The 17643-nt window shown below is 67.9% G+C and carries 11 protein-coding genes; 5 read left to right on the top strand and 6 right to left on the bottom strand.

Translation table 11 applies throughout. From position 1 onward, the window contains the following. Positions 1-71 precede the first annotated feature (71 nt). Positions 72-551 carry a hypothetical protein gene (locus tag AC5ZH6_RS03960; protein ID WP_006372360.1) on the top strand — a complete coding sequence of 160 codons (480 nt, stop codon included), beginning with the start codon at positions 72-74 and terminating at the stop codon, positions 549-551. Positions 552-573: 22 nt separating this feature from the next. On the opposite strand, the gene AC5ZH6_RS03955 is transcribed toward AC5ZH6_RS03960, so the two are convergent. Then, positions 574-1857, bottom strand: a complete 1284-nt coding sequence (locus AC5ZH6_RS03955; protein WP_006372359.1) for a DNA polymerase III subunit delta' — start codon at positions 1855-1857, stop codon at positions 574-576. A 75-nt stretch (positions 1858-1932) separates the two neighbouring features. On the opposite strand from AC5ZH6_RS03955, the gene AC5ZH6_RS03950 reads away from it, so the two are divergent. Then, the gene (locus AC5ZH6_RS03950) at positions 1933-3513 is read left to right on the top strand and encodes an adenylate/guanylate cyclase domain-containing protein (RefSeq protein ID WP_244421209.1); all 1581 of its coding nucleotides are present in this window, start codon (positions 1933-1935) and stop codon (positions 3511-3513) included. A 42-nt stretch (positions 3514-3555) separates the two neighbouring features. Here AC5ZH6_RS03950 and AC5ZH6_RS03945 read toward each other — a convergent pair whose 3' ends face one another. Then, positions 3556-3993, bottom strand: coding sequence for a MarR family winged helix-turn-helix transcriptional regulator (locus AC5ZH6_RS03945; RefSeq protein ID WP_006372357.1), 438 nt, complete (start codon positions 3991-3993; stop codon positions 3556-3558). Between the two features lie 79 nt (positions 3994-4072). Between AC5ZH6_RS03945 and AC5ZH6_RS03940 the strand changes: the two genes are divergently transcribed. Continuing rightward, positions 4073-5569, top strand: coding sequence for an MFS transporter (locus AC5ZH6_RS03940; protein WP_006372356.1), 1497 nt, complete (start codon positions 4073-4075; stop codon positions 5567-5569). Between the two features lie 91 nt (positions 5570-5660). Here the strand turns inward: AC5ZH6_RS03940 and topA are convergent, their stop codons facing one another. From topA to AC5ZH6_RS03925, 3 genes are all read right to left on the bottom strand, one after another. After that, positions 5661-8735 carry a type I DNA topoisomerase gene (gene topA, locus AC5ZH6_RS03935; RefSeq protein WP_496168493.1) on the bottom strand — a complete coding sequence of 1025 codons (3075 nt, stop codon included), beginning with the start codon at positions 8733-8735 and terminating at the stop codon, positions 5661-5663. Positions 8736-8992: 257 nt separating this feature from the next. After that, a complete protein-coding gene (locus AC5ZH6_RS03930) occupies positions 8993-9586 on the bottom strand; it encodes a hypothetical protein (protein ID WP_006372354.1) in 594 nt (197 codons plus the stop codon). A gap of 155 nt (positions 9587-9741) precedes the next feature. Next, complete coding sequence (locus tag AC5ZH6_RS03925; RefSeq protein WP_004022110.1) at positions 9742-9945, bottom strand: cold-shock protein; 204 nt, start codon at positions 9943-9945, stop codon at positions 9742-9744. A 407-nt stretch (positions 9946-10352) separates the two neighbouring features. Between AC5ZH6_RS03925 and AC5ZH6_RS03920 the strand changes: the two genes are divergently transcribed. Next, positions 10353-12713 carry a DEAD/DEAH box helicase gene (locus AC5ZH6_RS03920; RefSeq protein WP_006372353.1) on the top strand — a complete coding sequence of 787 codons (2361 nt, stop codon included), beginning with the start codon at positions 10353-10355 and terminating at the stop codon, positions 12711-12713. 41 nt (positions 12714-12754) lie between these two features. Then, on the top strand, positions 12755-14869 hold the full coding sequence (locus AC5ZH6_RS03915; protein WP_006372352.1) for a helix-turn-helix transcriptional regulator: 2115 nt from the start codon (positions 12755-12757) through the stop codon (positions 14867-14869). Here the strand turns inward: AC5ZH6_RS03915 and AC5ZH6_RS03910 are convergent. Further along, positions 14837-17626 carry a helix-turn-helix transcriptional regulator gene (locus AC5ZH6_RS03910; protein WP_006372351.1) on the bottom strand — a complete coding sequence of 930 codons (2790 nt, stop codon included), beginning with the start codon at positions 17624-17626 and terminating at the stop codon, positions 14837-14839. The genes AC5ZH6_RS03915 and AC5ZH6_RS03910 overlap by 33 nt on opposite strands. Positions 17627-17643: the final 17 nt, after the last annotated feature.

Here is a 17643-nt window from a genome sequence, read left to right as displayed (position 1 = left end):
CCCGTATTCAGGTCCCCGTGCCCTAGCGTGTGAGCCGTCGCAGTAGGAGGGGAATCAGCAGGAGGGGAACGATGAACGCACCGCAGCACCATCCGGGCCAGCCGTATCCGCAACAGCCGTACGCGGGTCCGCCACAGCCGTACCCGCAACCACAGCCATACCCGCAGCAACCGTATGCCGGGCCGTACGCGGGTCAGCCCCACCCGCCGGGCGCGTACCTCGCTACACCGCCGGGCGCGCACCGCGCTACACCAACGGACGCGTACCGCGCTACACCAACGGACGCGTACCGCGCTGCACCAACGGGCGCGTACCGCGCGGTCTTCAAGCGGCACACCGGGATGGTGGTCTTGGCGCTGACCAGCCCCACACAGACGGTCGGCACCTGGCCCGAGATCCGCAAGGCCTTCTGGGCGGCACAGACGCACTGCCTCACGCTGGGCTGGTGGGGCATCATCTCGTGTCTCGCCTACAACTGGATCGCGATCTTCGGCAACATCTCCGAACTCAACCGGGTCCGCGAACTCGCCAAGCGCAACGGCGACGTCTGAGCGAGGGCCCGATCGCGCGGACTCACACCCGTTCGGTCGCACGCATCGCCAGCCCGATCCGTGCGACCATCGCATCGACGGCGAACTTGGGTTTGACGTTGACGTCGAGCGCCTCGCGGCATTCGAGCACCGCCTCCACGCATCGCAACAACTGTTCGGGACTGGCATACGAGGCCATCGGCCGCGTGGTGTCGTCGGTCTTGTCGGGGTGCATCGCGGTCACCTGGGCGCCCATCGACAGCACCAGAGCGTCGCGATAGAGGGCGGCAAGGTCGACCAGAGCCCGATCGAGGACGTCACGACCGACCCGTGTGGCGCGTGACTTCTGGCGCCTCTCCAGTTCTTTCAGTGCCCCGGCGCTCCCGCGTGGCGCACGGGCGGTGCCCTTGCCGGTTCCGCCGGCACCGAGGGCGGTCTTGAGTTCCTCGGTCTCGGCCTCGTCGAGTTCGGCACTGATCGCCTTGGCCGCGGTCTCGGCCGAGCGCACGAGATCCTCGGCCGCCTTGTACGCCGTCGAGTCTCGGGTGGCCGCCCGCGCGATCCCGAGCGCCGATTCCCGTTGTGCGCGGGCGTCGGGGTCGGTGGCCAGGCGCTTCGCGCGCCCGATGTGGCCGCCACAGACCGACGCCGCCCAGCGGGCCGCCTCGGCGTCGATGCCGTCGCGATCGACGAGCACGCGCTCGATGTCGGCGGTCGACGGCGTGGTCAAGGCGACGTGACGGCACCGCGAGCGCAACGTGACCGAGATGTCCTCGGGATCGACCGACGGGGCGCACAGCAGGAATACCGTCCGCGACGGCGGTTCCTCGACAACCTTCAGCAGCGCATTCGCGGCCTGCTCGGTGAGCCGATCGGCGTCCTCGACGATCACGATCTGCCAGCGGCCCGTGCCCGGACGACGCGAGGCGACCTGCACGATCTCACGCATCGAGTCCACCGACAGGCTCAACCCCTGCGGCACGATGTTGCGCACGTCGGCGTGGGTCTGCGCCATCACCGTCGAACAGGCGCGGCACTCGCCGCAGCCGATGACCTCGGGGTCCTGACATTGCAGTGCCGCGGCGAAACAGGTCGCGGCCACCGACCGGCCGCTGCCGGGCGGTCCGGTGAACAACCAGGCGTGGGTCATCGACGACCGCGCCGGATCGCCGAGATCCTCGTTGCCGTCGGCCTCGCCGAACATCGACACGGCGCCGGCGGCGTGCTCGTCGAGTCGATTCGCCAGGCCACGTGCCGCGCGGGCGGCGTCACCCAGGTCGGCGATCACCGCCTTTTGCCCGATCATCCGGTCGAAGACATTTGTCACACCCTCACCCTAAACCGCACGTCGGACACGTCCGATTCGTCGACCGCGTTTAACAATTGCAAGCAGCCAGCTACCGTGGTTGACGTGATTGAGCGTCGGTCGTGGGTGTCAAAAGCCCTGCACACGGGGAAGTGGCTGATCCGCACCCCGTGGCCGATTCTTGCGCTCGACATGCTGCGTGCCAACCTGGTCGGCGCGTTGTTCACCTTCGCGTTCCTGCGGTTCGGGATGCCCGCGAGCGACTCGTTCCGCTTCGACGAGATCACCACCCTCAATCAGGCGATCTTCGCCGCCTACCTCGTGGTCGCCATGATCGTCGGCGCGGTCTTCAGTATCCAACTGTCGTTGCCGGTGCTGATCTGGCATCGGCGCCGCACCCGCCTGGACAACGAGGGCGCCCGGCGGCGGGCGTTACAACTGCCGATGCTGCTCTCGGCGGTCAACGTCGGCATGTGGCTGGTCGGCGGCATTCTGTTCACCTGCGTGAATCTGACTGTCTCGCACCGGGATGCGTTCATCGTCGCGATGGCCAGCTTCATCGGCGCACTGGTGACCTGCGTGCTGAGCTTCCTGCAGTTCGAGAAGGTGCTGCGGCCGATCACCGTCGCGGCGATGGCCAACAACCCCGACAACGCGATCGCACCGGGGGTCACCACCCGCATCACCGTGTTCTGGGTGATCAGTGTGGTCGCCCCGATGCTGGTCATCGTCGGCCTGATCACGATGCAGCGGCTGAACTTCATCGAGACCGACGCCGCCGGGCTGCAACGGCCGATCCTGTGGATGGCGTTGGCGTCGTTGGCTTTCAGCCTGCTCGCGATCGTGCGGGTGGTCGCGGCGATCAACGACCCGATCAAACAATTGCGCCGTGCACAGTCGAAGGTGTCCGCGGGCGATCTCAACGCCGCGGTGAAGATCTACGACGGATCCGACCTCGGCCTGCTGCAGGCCGGTTTCAACGACATGGTGGCCGACCTGCGCGAACGCCAGCAGTTGCGCAACCTGTTCGGCCGCTACGTCGGTGAGGACGTCGCGCGCCGGGCCATCGAGATCGGCACCGAACTCGGCGGCGAGGAACGCTATGTGGGAGTGCTGTTCGTCGACATCGTCGGCTCGACGCGCCTGGCGGTGAACCGGCCCCCGCGGGAGGTCGTCGACATGCTCAACGAGTTCTTCCGCGTCGTGGTGGCGGTGGTCGGTAGGCACGGCGGCTTCGTCAACAAATTCCAGGGTGATGCCGCGCTCGCGATCTTCGGTGCGCCCCTGGACCTCGAGGACTTCGCCGGTCGCGCACTGGCATCGGCACGCGAGCTGCGCATCGAGCTCTACCGGACCCTCGGCGACACCGACATCGGCATCGGGGTGTCGGCGGGCAAAGCGATCGCCGGGCACATCGGGTCCGAACAGCGCCTGGAGTACACCGTCATCGGCGACCCGGTCAACGAGGCGGCCCGGCTGACCGAACTCGCCAAGGACGAGCCCACCCGTGTCCTCGGCTCGGCGCGTGCGGTGTTCCTGGCCTCGCACGAGGAGGCCGAGTACTGGGAGATCGGCGAAGGCGTCGAGCTGCGCGGCCGCGGCATCGAGACGCTCCTCGCCCGGCCGCGGGTGGACCCGATGAACACGAGTCCGATCCCGGTCACCGAGGTTCGCTAGCCGGCTCCCGGCCACGCCCGGCCCGTCGTCCGGGGCGGCCGGTCAGGTGGCCTCGGCGATGGCTTCCAGATAGCGGGCCACGATGGCGAGTTCGTCGCCGTCGAAGCGCTGGTTGAACTCACGCATCTGTGCGGTGATCCCTTCGTAGTGACTCACCACCTCCGGGACCCGCTCGGCAATCGCCGCGATCTCCACCCGACGACGATCCGTTTCGCTGGGTGTGCGCCGGACGAAACCAGCGTCGACCAGACGGTCGATCACCCGGGTGACCGTGCTGCCCGGCAAGCCGGCCGCCCGGACCACCTCGCCCGGCGACATCGGGCCGTCGTGGCGGGCGATGAGTCCGAAGGTCTGCAGGTCCACCACGTTGAGGCCGAGTTCGCGGGCGACCCGCTCGTTGCGCAGCACGGCTCCGCCGATCAGCACCTGGAGCGCCGTGTTGATGCGTCGCTCGATGACCTCTTGTGCTTCCTTCGGCATCGACCTACTCTTTCCGTATCAGAATATTTCCGCTTCGGAATAATCTCCGTGTGGTAGCTACTACTCGAGGACGGTCACCATGCTCTCTCACGTTTCCCCGGAGCCGTCGACGACCATCTCCCCGCGACGACGCACCCTCGCGATGGCCGTGCTCATCGGTGCCTCCTTCATGGACCTGTTCGACGTCACCATCATGCAGGTCGCACTGCCCTCCATCCGCAACGACCTGCACGCCGACGCCGCACAACTCGAATGGATCATCGCCGGCTACATGCTCGCGTTCGCCTCGATGCTGATCACCGGCGGCCGACTCGGCGACGCCATCGGGCGACGACGAGCCTTCCTCATCGGGGTCGCCGGGTTCACCCTCGCGTCGCTGGCCGGGGCATGCAGCCCTGATGCCGATCTGCTCATCGTCGCCCGCGTCGCCCAGGGACTCTTCGCCGCGGTGATGGTCCCGCAGGGCCTCTCGACGCTGCAGGCGCTCTATCGGCCGCGCGAGCGTGCCCGCGTCTACGGCATGTTCGGGGCGATCTCGGGGATGGCCGCGGTCGCGGGTCCGATCCTGGGCGGGGTCCTGGTCAGCGGCGACGTCGCGGGACTCGGCTGGCGGTCGGTGCTGCTGATCAACGTGCCGGTCGGCATCGTGCTGCTGGTCCTCGGTCGCGCGTACATCCCGGACACCCGCGACACCGAGCCGGCCGATCGTGACCTGATCGCCGTCGCGCTCTCCGCGGGCGGCGTCGTCGCGGTGCTCTACCCGATCGTCGAGGGACACACGCTGGGCTGGCCGGCGTGGTCGTGGGCGGTGATGGCCGGTGGCGTGGTGTTGCTCGCGCTATTCGTCGTCCGCCAGCGAGCCGTCGCGCGGGCCGGCCGGGCACCACTGCTCCCGGGACGTCTGTTCGCCAACCGGGGCTTCTCGGTCGGCCTGGTGGTGCAGACGGTGTTCCAGGGCTCGATGAACATCGTGACCCTCACCTTGATGCTCTACGTGCAGTCGACGCTGGGCTATTCGGCGCTGAAGGCCGGGATGACGATCTTGGCATTCGCCCTCGGCGCCTTCGCCGGGTTCGCGATCGCCGGCCCGTTCGCCCGCTTCGGCCGGCACCTGATGTTCGTCGGTGCGCTCCTGCAGTCGACCGGCACCTTCGTCACGCTCCTGATCGTGCTGCACGAGGGCGCTGCGCTGACTCCGTGGGACATCGTCGCACCACTCGCGGTGATGGGCGCCGGTCTGAGCATGCTGGTGATGCCGCTGGTCGAGGTCGCACTGGCCCTGGTACCTGTCCGGTGGGCCGGGGCCGCGTCGGGTGTCTTCGCGACCTTCCAACAGCTCGGCGCCGCCGTCGGGATCGCGGTGGCCGGCACCACCTACTTCGCCGTGCTCGGAACGGATCTCGCGGTGCCGCACGCGGCGCACGCCTTCGCGGTGACCGCGGCGCTCGGCGCGGCCGGCTACCTGATCGCGGCATTCGCCTCACTCGCACTGCCCAACCGGGAGCAGGTCCTGGCCCACGAGGAGGCTGTCCGGGCGGCGATCGAAGCCGAAGAGGAAGGGCTCTCCGCGATCTGACGACGGATCAGGTTGCGCACGAGACCAATTCACCGCACCGCGCGGGTCGCGGCCCGGCTGATCCACCGGATCGCGACCCGGTGAGACCGGATCAGTCGTCCTGTGTGGTCTTGTTGGCAGTCGTCTTCTTCGCCGCAGCCTTCTTGGCGGGCGCCTTTTTCGCCGCGGTCTTCTTCGCGACGGTCTTCTTGGCGGCCGCCTTCTTCGCCGGGGTTTTCTTCTTGGTGGCCTTCTTCACCGGGCCGCGGGCACGACGTTCGGCCAGCAACTCCATCGCCCGTTCCGGCGTGATGCTGGCGACCTCGTCACCCTTGCGCAGGCTGGCGTTGGTTTCGCCGTCGGTGACGTACGGGCCGAAACGGCCGTCCTTGATCACCATCGGCTGTCCGCTGACCTCGTCGTTCTTGCCGAGTTCACGCAGCGGCGGAGCGGCAGCGGCCCGGCCTCGACGCTTGGGCTCGGAGTAGATCTTGAGGGCCTCGTCGAGGGTGATGCTGAACAACTGATCCTCGCTGGTCAGCGACCGCGAGTCGGTGCCCTTCTTCAAATACGGGCCGTAGCGGCCGTTCTGGGCGGTGATCTCCTCGTTCGTCGCCGGATCGACGCCGACCACGCGCGGCAACGACAGCAGCTTCAGCGCGTCGTCGAGCGTGACGGTGGAGATGTCCATGGTCTTGAACAGCGATCCGGTCCGCGGCTTGGGGCCCGCGGCCTTCTTGGCGGTCTTCTTCGCAGCGGCCTTCTTGGCGACCGCCTTCTTGGCAGCGGTCTTGGTGGCCGTCGAACCGCCGGAGGTCGACCCGCCCGTGTCCGCCGGGGTGTCGTCGAGCGGGACGACCTCACCGTCACCGGCGCCACCACCGTCACGCGGGGTGGGCCCGGCCGGGATCGTCGCCGGCGCGCCGGCCGAGCCGGAATCGTCACCGTCTTCCTCGGCGGGCAGGATCTCGGTCACGTACGGACCGAATCTGCCCTCCTTGACCACGATTTCGTGCCCGGTCACCGGATCGGTGCCGAGTGTGCGTCCCTCCTGCGGGGTGGAGAACAGCTTCTCCGCCACGGCGAGGGTGAGCTCGTCAGGGGTCATGTCGGCGGGCAGGTTGGCCCGCTGCAGGTCCGGTTCGGCGTCGGCGCTCGCGGCGACGTTACGTTCGAGGTACGGACCGAATCGTCCGACGCGCACGTAGACCGGTCGGCCCTGCTCATCGTCGAACAGGCGGATCGAGTTGACCTCGCGGGCGTCGATCTCCTCGAGATTGACCCCGACGAGCTTCTTCAACCCCCCGTGCTTGGCGATTTCCGAGCCGGCTATTTCCGCGTCATGCTCGGCATTCGCGGCCGAATCACCGAAGTAGAACTCGGTGAGCCACCGGGTGCGGTTCTCCTGACCATTGGCGATCTGATCGAGATCATCCTCGAGCGACGCGGTGAAGTCGTAGTCGACGAGGCTCTCGAAGTAGGCCTCCAGCAAGCCGACGACGGCGAACGCGATCCATGAGGGCACCAGCGCGTTGCCCTTCTTGACCACATAACCGCGGTCCTGGATGGTGCCGATGATCGAGGCATAGGTCGACGGGCGACCGATGCCGAGCTCCTCGAGCACCTTCACCAGCGACGCCTCGGTGAAGCGGGCGGGCGGGTTGGTGGAGTGGCCGTCGGCACGCAGCTCCGAGGCGGTCAACGACTGGCCCTCGGTCAGCTGCGGCAGGCGGTTCTCGGCGTCGTCGGCCTGGCCACCCGCCTGATCGTCAACGGTCTCGACGTAGGCCGACAAGAAGCCCGGGAAGGTGATCGTGCGCCCGGACGCGGCGAAGGTGCATTCCTCGCCGCTGGTGGCGGTTCCGGTGATGCGCAGGCTCAGGGTGGTGCCCTTGGCGTCGGCCATCTGGCTGGCCACCGTGCGCTGCCAGATCAGTTCGTAGAGACGGAATTCGTCGGTCTCGAGCTGCCCGGCGACCTGGCCGGGCGTGCGAAATGTCTCGCCGGCCGGGCGGATCGCCTCGTGAGCTTCCTGGGCGTTTTTGACCTTTCGCGTGTACTGCCGCGGGGTCGGGTGAACGAAGTTGTCGCCGTACAGCTCTCGCGCCTGCGTGCGAGCGGCGTTGATGGCCGACTCGCTCAGCGTCGTCGAGTCGGTACGCATGTAGGTGATGAAGCCGTTCTCGTACAGGCGCTGCGCGATGCGCATGGTGCGGTCGGAGGAGAACCGCAGCTTGCGGCCGGCTTCCTGCTGCAGCGTCGAGGTCATGAACGGCGCGTACGGACGTCGGGTGTAGGGCTTCTCCTCGACCGAGGTGACGGTCATGTCGGCGCCGTCGAGGGCGCCGGCCAGCGCGGTGGCCCGGGACTCGTCGAGGACGATGACGCCGTCGGCCTTCTTCAGCACGCCCTTCGGGGTGAAATCACGGCCGGTCGCGACGCGCGCGTCGTCGACGTTGACCAGGCGCGCGGAGAAGCTGCGCGGATTGGATTCGTCCTCCTGCGACCCGCCGGCGTTCATGGTGGCGTCGATGTCCCAGTACTCCGCGGAGACGAACGCCATGCGCTCTCGTTCACGCTCGACGATGATGCGGGTGGCCACCGACTGCACACGGCCCGCCGACAGCTTCGGCATGACCTTCTTCCACAGCACCGGGGAGACCTCGTAGCCGTAGAGACGGTCGAGGATGCGGCGGGTCTCCTGGGCATCGACGAGATCGATGTCGAGGTCGCGGGGGTTCTCCGCGGCCGCCCGGATGGCCGGCTCGGTGATCTCGTGGAACACCATCCGCTTGACCGGGATCTTCGGCTTGAGCGTCTCGAGCAGGTGCCAGGCGATCGCCTCCCCCTCGCGGTCACCGTCGGTGGCGAGATAGAGCTCGTCGACATCGCGCATCAGCGACTTGAGTTCGGTGACCGTCGACTTCTTGTCGGGCGAGACCACATAGAGCGGCTCGAAGTTCTCGTCGACGTTCACACCGAGCCGCGCCCAGGACTGGCCCTTGTACTTGGCCGGGACGTCAGCGGCGCCGCGCGGCAGGTCCCGGATGTGTCCACGGGAGGACTCGACCACATAGTTCGACCCCAGGTACCCGGCGATCTTGCGCGCCTTGGTGGGCGACTCGACGATCACGAGTCGTCGGATCGCTTTGCCGCTCGTGGGGCTTGTGGTGCTGGTCTCGGCCAACGGGGGTCCTTCGCTATCGAGTCGGTCTTCGGGCGGATGATTGTGCCCGGAGCCGCTCTTGTTCGTTCAGTGGGTTTGTACCTTATAGATAGCGCCTATTGCACATCCGAATTCCCGGCAAGGTATACCCGAAGGACCGGACATCTCGAATTCTTTCGATGAATCAGCTGGTCAGACGGCTGTGAAGCATGCATCACATTTCGGCGTCATCGGTGTCACCCGATACGAGGACGCGACGGTCGCGGGCACCTCGGCGATCAGCCGGCACCGGGCCACTCGCGAGCCGTCGCACCGGGTGGCGGCGGGCCGACGTACTCGGCCAACCGCGCCAGCCGGCGACGCCCCACACGGAGCGCAGGCGCCCCGATCCGGTTGCCGACGAGGGTCGGCGCGATACCCACGCGCATCAACGCGGTGGCGAGCACCGGATGCGATTCCGGGCAGTGCGCATCGAGCCCGAGGAGGTACTGTCCGGTCGGATCGGTGCGGCCGGCTGCCAGCACCCAGAACCGCAACGCATGCGGTGTCGGGACCCACGCGGTGGGCATCGTCTTGACCGCGCCCGTCGACCAGCGGCGGTGCAGTTCGTCGAGACGCGGGCTCGGCGCGGTGCGCGCCAAGGGATTGCCCTCTTCGGAGGTGATGACCTCGGCGTCGAGCCCGATCGTCCGCACCTGCGCGACGATGGCATCGGCGCGCCACCGATCGCCGACGACGACCGACACGCGCGTACCGATCACGTCCGCCCCGGCATACACCGGCGCCGACTGCCCGGGACCGGCGAGCAGACCCGCCAGGTCGTCGATCGCCGGTTCGTCGGTCTCCGCCGAGAAAAACGCCAACTGACCCACGGTTATGAGACTACTGCGCCGCGCAGTACCAGTGGCCTCGCCCGTCACACGGGTCGCAGGACACCCCGGCCGGGCAGAGAAAACCGCTCCCGGTCTGGATGACCAGACCGGGAGCGGTTAAGACAAACCTCTTCGCGTTGCCGCGAGGTCGCCTATCAGACGGCGCGGACGCCCGTCGCCTGTGGGCCCTTCGTGCCCTGCCCGACCTCGAACTCGACACGCTGGTTCTCTTCGAGGGTGCGGAAACCGGATCCCTGGATCTCGGAGTAGTGGACGAACACGTCGTCGGACCCCTCGTCAGGAGCGATGAAGCCGAAGCCCTTTTCCGCGTTGAACCACTTCACAGTTCCCTGTGCCATTACTGCAATCCTTCACATTCATTCGATCTGACTCCGATACGAGATGTACTCGCACCGTGGCCGGTTCTGACCGCCATACCTCGAAGAAACCCCGGTGAACCGTGGACGCGGTTCGGTGAGGGAATAACTCAGTACCACGGCTGCAACCCGATTCCCCCGATCACCGCAGTGACGATGCATCGGAAGAAGCTGCGGCCGCACATAGTCAATCACGTCTGGCACCGATGCGATAGTCACAGGAACCAGTGGGAACGAAAATGTGGACGATTTCAGCTGATTGACATCAGGCAGTAACATCTGCACGGACGTCGCGCCAGAGCGCCACATATCGATCCGGTCTCGAATTCCCGTCGCAGAGCACGAGAACCACATTCGACACCGCGCGACACAGAAGACAACAAAGAGTTATGAGCCTGCACACCTTCGGAACCGAACTCCTCCGCCGCTCCCTCGCCGGTACCGAAGCGGACTCTGGTCCTATCACGCACCTGTCCGTCATCCCGTCGCGCACAGCGACTTTCACTGACTGGCCGGAATGGGTCGACGAGAACGTGCGAGAGGCATTCGAGGCGGACGGCATCACGAAACCATGGATTCATCAGGCAGCCGCAGCCGAACATGCACACTCGGGTCGGCATGTGTCCATATCCACGGGCACCGCATCGGGAAAGTCGTTGGCCTACCAATTACCGATCCTGAATGCACTGCTCACCGAACCACATTCCACCGCACTGTATTTGGCGCCCACCAAAGCGCTCGGCGCCGACCAGATCCGGGCGGTCTCCACACTGACCGCCGGACGCGGACCCTTTGCACACCTCGCGCCGTGCGCCTACGACGGCGACACCGATCCGAACATACGACATTGGGCACGCACGCATTCCCGGTGGATCTTCACCAATCCCGACATGCTGCACATCGGGATACTCACCGGCGTGCTCTCCGGTGGCGGCGGCTCGTCGGCGGGCCCGGTGCGCGGGCAGTGGCGGCAATTCTTCCGGCACCTGCGATACATCGTGATCGACGAATGTCACCACTACCGTGGGGTGTTCGGGTCACACACGGCGCTGGTCCTGCGACGGTTGTTGCGACTGGCACGAGCGTGCGGATCGAATCCGACGGTGATCGCCGCGAGCGCGACCGTCGCCGACCCGGCCGCCGCGCTGTCCCGGCTCATCGGCGAACCGGCGGTCGGGGTGACCGAGGACGGATCACCGCGTGGCGAACGCACCATCGCCCTGTGGGAGCCCGATTTCGTGCCGGGAATCAGCGGCGAGAACGACGCGCCCGTCCGCCGATCCGCAGGTGCCGAATCCTCAAGACTACTGGCCGATTTCGTCATCGAAGGCGCACGCACACTGTGCTTCGGGCGCAGTCGGCGCGGCGTGGAGATCACTGCACTCGGCGCCCGTGATCTGTTGGCGCACAGCGCTCCCGAGCTCGTCGACAAGGTCGCGGCGTATCGTGCCGGGTATCTTGCCGACGACCGACGCAAACTCGAACAGGCCATCTCCTCCGGCGAACTCGTCGGCGTGGCGACCACCAACGCACTCGAGCTCGGCGTGGACATCAGCGGCCTCGACGCGGTCATCATCGCCGGGTACCCGGGCACCGTCGCATCCTTCTGGCAGCAGGCCGGGCGCGCCGGTCGTCAGCGCACCTCGGGCGACGCGCTCGTGGTGCTCGTCGCCCGTGACGATCCGCTCGACACCTATCTGGTCCATCACCCGCAGGCACTGCTGGGCACACCGGTCGAGGCGCCGGTCATCGACCCGACCAACCGCTATATCCTTGGCCCCCACCTACTCTGTGCGGCAACCGAATTCCCGTTGCAGGACGCCGAGATCGAGCAATGGCGCGCCGGCGAGCTGGTCGCCGACCTCGCTGCGCAGGGGCTGCTGCGCAGGCGCAAGGCCGGTTGGTATGCCGCGCCCGGGGTGGATCCGCACGGCGACATCGACATTCGCGGTGGCATCGGCGGACAGGTCCTGATCGTCGACGCGACCACCTCGGAGTTGCTCGGCACCGTCGACGCCGGACGCGCCCCGGCCACCGTGCATCCCGGTGCCGTGCACATCCATCAGGGCCGCACCTACGTCGTCGACGAACTCGACCTCGACGATGGACTGGCGCTCGCCCACCCGGAGGAGCCGGACTGGACGACCTCGGCCCGGGAAACCACCGAGATCACCATCACCGACGTCATCGCCGCCACCGATCACGGGGCGCTGCACACCGCGTTGGTCGACGTCGACGTCACCCACCAGGTCGTCGGCTATCTGCGCACGCTGCTCTCCGGCGAGGTGCTCGACGCCGTCGAACTCGACATGCCACGTCAGACACTGCACACCCGCGCGGTGATGTACACGCTGCCGCCGGAGGTACTCGCTGCCGAGGGGATCGACGCGACCCGACTGCCCGGCTCGCTGCACGCCGCCGAACACGCCGCCATCGGTCTCCTGCCGCTGATCGCGACGTGCGACCGCTGGGACATCGGCGGGCTCTCGACCAACCTGCACCCCGACACCGGATTGCCCACGGTGTTCGTATACGACGGCTATCTGGGCGGCGCGGGGTTCGCCGAACGCGGCTACACCGAATTCGCCGCCTGGATCGCCGCCACCCGCGACGCCGTCGCCGACTGCGGCTGCGAGAGCGGCTGCCCGTCCTGTGTGCAGTCCCCCAAGTGCGGGAACGGAAACGACCCCCTCGACAAGGCCGGAGCGATCACCACCTTGTCGCTGCTGTCCGCGTTGCTCGTAGGCTGAGGTGAGCCCGGGTGGGCGAGCAGCAAGAACGGGGGTGCGCCATGCCCACGACCTCGGCCCACGGATCGGCCCGGGATATCCTCTCGGGGTTGCGCGCCCGGGAATTCGTCTCGGCACTCATACTCACCGACGACAGCCACGGCGATGAGGTGCTCGACGCCGTACACGCACACGCCGCCGCCGACGGCCTGCCGGTCGTACGCCTGAGCGCAGAGCCCACGACCGGTACCGCTGCGTCGGCGCCCCGCCCGGGTGACATGTCGGCGCTGCGTGGGCTGGTGGACCAGGTACTGGCCTCGGCCGAATCGATCACCACCGAGCAGCGCAGCGCACTACGCGTCGCCTTCGGCATCGAAATGGGCCCGCCGCCGACCCGACTGATGCTGTGCACCGTCATCGTGTCGTTGTTACATGCCTGGGCAGGTGAGCATCCCGGCGCACTGCTGTTGATCGATCGCGCCGACCGCCTCGACCCGTCCAGCGCGGACATCCTCGCGCCGGTGATCCGACGACTCCGCCATACCGGTGTGCAGGCCGTCTTCTCCTCCGCCCCCGGCGACACGGTCTTCGACGATCGCCTCGCCGAACGGATCTGGCCCGATGAGCCCCTGCCGCCTCCTGCCGATGCCGAGAACCGCACCGCGCGAACAGGTGTGGACTTCGACGAGTCCGTCGTGGCCGCCCGTGCCGCAGCGTCCGACGATTCGGCGAGCACCACCGCGTTACTCGCGCCAACTCCCGCGCACAGCCCGTCGGGGCTGGAACATGCGGTGGCCGAAGCATTCTCGTCATTCGCGCAAGGCCACCCGACAGGACCGGTGTATGCAGCCCTATTGTCTGCGGTGACCGCGCATCACGATCACACGGATCGACGTCTCGTCGATGACGCGGTGTGGTTGCTGACCTTCCTCGAACAATGCACCGGCGACGGAGCCCGCGACGGCCTTCGCGCGGTGCTGAGATCACTGCCCAATGCGCCGGTCTGGACACGGATCGACGGGCGCATGCAGCTCGCCGAGTCGCCCGACGCTGCGGTCGATCAGGCCGATCGTCTCGTCGATGATCTCGCGGTGGCCTCCGACCCGACCACCGTCCTGCGGACCGCGTTCGTCACCCGGACACGCCATCATCGCTTCTGGTGGCGGGATTCGCTCGTGCGGGTGCTCTCCGATCCCACCGCCACACCCCCCACCATCGCGGCGGCCGCCGCCCTACTGAGCACCGAGCGTCTCACGGCCGGCGACTGGACCGTCGCAAAGGATCTCGTCGCGCGGACCCGGCAGATCGCGGACGGACTCGGATATCGCATCCCTGGCACCGAATGGGCCGACCACACCGACGCGCTGCTGGCCGCCTACCGTGGAGACGCCGACGCCGTCGATGTCGCCGTCTACCGGATGTCGCTGTGGGACAATCCCTCCGGGATCTTCATCCGGGGTCGAGCCGCCCAGGCCCGAGCGGTGCTTGCCCTGGGTGCCGGCGCCGGACAACGCGCCCATCGACTCTTCGGTCAGGTCGCTGCAGACGGGAACCACACGGCACTGATCGACTCCGATGCGCGGATGGTCCTCGACGTTGCCCAAGCCGCGGTCGCGGCATCGGCCACCGCCGACGTCGCCGCCCTCATCGAGCGACTCACCGGCGACGACAAGGGTATGCCGCTGCGGCGGCTGGAGCCGTTGCTGCGCGCCGGGGCGCTGGCCGTACTGACTTGTCGGCGTAGCGATTTCGAGCAAGCGCTCGCCGTACCCGACGCCGACCGACGTCCGTTCGATCTCGCGCGTATCCGCCTGTCCTACGGCGTCATGCTGCGCAGCCGCGGTGATCGCGCGGCGGCCCGCCACGAACTGCGCAGTGCGGCATCGATCTTCCGCGGGTTACGAGCGCGCCCGTGGCTGGCACAGGCGGAGGAGGAACTCCGCCGGCTCGGCGATGCGCCCGGCGCACGGGCGACCCTGACCGACCTCACCCCCATCGGCCTGCGCGTTGCCGAACTCGCCGCGTCCGGACTGAGCAACCGGCAGATCGGCGAACTGCTGCACCTCTCGCCGAGTACAGTCGGCACCCACCTGTCCTCGGTCTACGCCACCCTGGGGGTGACATCTCGTGCGGCGCTGCGCGATTCACTCGGTCGGGATGCGGGCCCGGGCGGCTGAGGCACCGATTCCGAGCGCTTGCAAGGCATCACGCAGCCCGCCACGTGAACCAATACCCAGCTTGACGTACGCATGGTGCAGATGATTACCGACCGTACGCGCGGAGATCCCCATCTGCACAGCGATCGCCTTGTTGCTCATGCCCGATGCCGCGGCCTCGGCGATGCGCAGCTCCCGATGGGTCAACCCACCCGCGATGGGTCCACCCAGAACCTCACGCGCGACGATCGTCGTATCGAGTTCGGCCCGCACCAGCTCGACCCACTCCTGACACCCCAGCTCGTCGAAGAGACGCACCGCGTGCGTCAGGGGCTCCCGCGCGTGGGCGACGGCATGGTTGCGGCGCAGATGGGCCCCGAAGGAGTACTGGATTCGGGCGACATCCATCGGCCACTGTGACGCTTCGGGCACCGCCAACGCCGCCTCGAACAGGTACCGCGCGGCCGCACCGGTGAGCACCAGCGCTTGCGCGGCGAGGTGGATCATCCGGCAGCGGGGGGAGATCACGCCGAATCCGTTGCGCGTCATGGCCTCAACGTGCACTCGCGCCAGATCAGGTCGTCCGACCTGCCGCGCGGCAAGGACGACGTCGAGGTGCGCCGACCGCGACGTACGCCAACCGGCACCGAACTCACCGATCGGGCCGATCGCATTCGCGCGCTCGAGGACCACGGTGGCATCGGAACGTGAGGCAGCAGAGGCCAGCTCGGCACGTGCCGCCTGCTCCACGACGCGGTGCGCACGGCGCGGGATGGCCCATGCCGTCATGCGGCGGACGCATTCAGAGATCACCACTGCCTCACCGACACCCGCGGCACACCGGGCCCGCTGCGCATCCACACCCCATGACAGGAGATTGAAACCCGCAGACCCCCAGCGTGTTATCGCGTGATCGAGACGCTGCTCGGCACGGGCGAAGTCACCGCGGCCGACGTCGTCGTCGGCGAGCATCAGCGTTGCCCAGATGGCCGGCACGACCGGCCCCCGATCGTCGGCGAGTTCGATCAGGCGCTCGAGGTGATGTGTCATCGAGGCCACCCGATCCACCGTGGCCGCAGCCTCGGCGACGAGGATGATCGCCGTGGGATCGGTGTGGTCGTCGACCATGCCGATGGCCGCCTCAACCTCGTCGGCACGCACCTCGCCGTCGAGTAGCCCGAAGGCGGCGCGGCGTGTGAGGCGCCCAGCCCGCGGGGCGCCGCCCACCGCGTGCAATGTGCGCCGGTATGCGCGCAACCAATCGTCACGCCCGGAAAGCCAACAGACCCAGCGCAGTTCACCGATCGCCTCGGCGAGCAGCGGGTCGTCGGGGGTGCCGTGGCCGTGGTCGACGATGGCCTCCTCGAGGAGCCGATGGGCCATGTCGAGGTCGGTGAGCATCCCTCGGGAGGCGACGGCGGCGATGGCGAGAGCACCGTCGAGAGTGCCGGCCACCGTCGGATCATGTAGGCGCATCTCGGTGACGAGCCGCGACGCGACGGCGAGATCGACCGATGCCGCCAGATAGGCCGCCCGGGCCAGCCGACGCGCACGCTCGGCGGGTCTGGCGTCGATGGTGGCCGCGGCTTCGAGACCGTCGATCGCGCCGCGCCAATCCCCCAGGTGCCGCGTTGCCTCCGCGGACGCCTCCCGCATGGCAGCCCGACGGGGCACCGACGCGATCGCGTCCACCGTTGCCGGTTCGGGTATGCCCTGCACGGCCAGCACCGCGCCGAGCGACCGGTGTGCGAGATCCCGTTCGGCACGGGTGGCGCCGTCGGCGATCATGCCGAGGACCACCGGATGCAGGCATCGCATCCGGGTCGCACCGACGAGTTCGACCAGCCCGTTGCCGAGTGCGGGCAGTGCGGCCACCAGTGCGTCACGTCCACCGAGGACGTCGTCGAAGTCGCCGATCGGGCGGTCGGGATCGATCGCGTGCATCCCGAGCAGCAGCCGGGTATCTGCGGGTAGGTCCGCGATGGTCTCGGCCATATGCCGCGCAAGACGCGAGGTGAGGGCAATCTGTGCCGGTACCGGCTGCAGACCGCGGCGTTGATCTTCGGTGAGGCTGCGTGGGATCTCGCGGACCGCCAACGGATTTCCCAGGGACGCCGCGAGAATCGCGCTCCGCAACCGTGGCTCGAGAGCGGGATGACCGGCGTCGAGCAGGCGACCGGACTCGGCCTCGGTCAACGGTCCCAGTGCCAGTCGGGTGCCCAGGAGCGGCGCCGCGCGCCCCGCTTGCACGGAAGTGATGATGGCCAGTCGTGACAATCGCCGTGCGCCAAGGTCTTCGACGACGCCGGTCGACTCGGCGTCCAGGCGGGTGAGATCGTCGATCACCAGTAGTGTCGGGCGGTGGGCGAGGTGGTCGGCCAGAAGGGCGCTCACGGCATCGGCGACCTGCCGACCGTCCGGCGACGGACCCGGCGCGAATCCGAGAGCGACCCGCACCGCGAGAGACCCCGTCTGCTCACCCGCCCGGGATAGCAGTAGAGGTAACAACAACTGGTGGAGTCCGGCGTAGGGCTCGGCCGATTCGTCGTCGGCGCCCGAAGCGGCCAACACATCCATGTCCAGCGCAGTGGCACGACGTACGGCCACGTCCAGCATCGTCGTTCGGCCGGTGCCGGGGCCGCCCACGATCGTGAGGGCGCGGCCGTCGCCGGAGATGCCCGATGTCGCGGCGAGCAACACATCGTCGATGCGGTCGATCACTCGCCGGCGGCCGACGACTCCGGCGTCCCCCGACAGCGCCGATTCGTCCTCACTCACCGGTCATTCGTAACACG

This window comes from Gordonia sp. YC-XJ4, assembly GCF_059511865.1.
The sequence above is the reverse complement of the archived record's forward strand: the minus strand, read 5'-3'. Positions and strand labels throughout refer to the sequence as shown.

Coding starts and splice junctions, on each gene's coding strand:
- AC5ZH6_RS03960 (WP_006372360.1), top strand. CDS start 72: ATGAACGCACCGCAGCACCATCCGGGCCAGCCGTATCCGCAACAGCCG.
- AC5ZH6_RS03945 (WP_006372357.1), bottom strand. CDS start 3,993: ATGCCGAAGGAAGCACAAGAGGTCATCGAGCGACGCATCAACACGGCG.
- AC5ZH6_RS03940 (WP_006372356.1), top strand. CDS start 4,073: ATGCTCTCTCACGTTTCCCCGGAGCCGTCGACGACCATCTCCCCGCGA.
- AC5ZH6_RS03925 (WP_004022110.1), bottom strand. CDS start 9,945: ATGGCACAGGGAACTGTGAAGTGGTTCAACGCGGAAAAGGGCTTCGGC.
- AC5ZH6_RS03920 (WP_006372353.1), top strand. CDS start 10,353: ATGAGCCTGCACACCTTCGGAACCGAACTCCTCCGCCGCTCCCTCGCC.
- AC5ZH6_RS03915 (WP_006372352.1), top strand. CDS start 12,755: ATGCCCACGACCTCGGCCCACGGATCGGCCCGGGATATCCTCTCGGGG.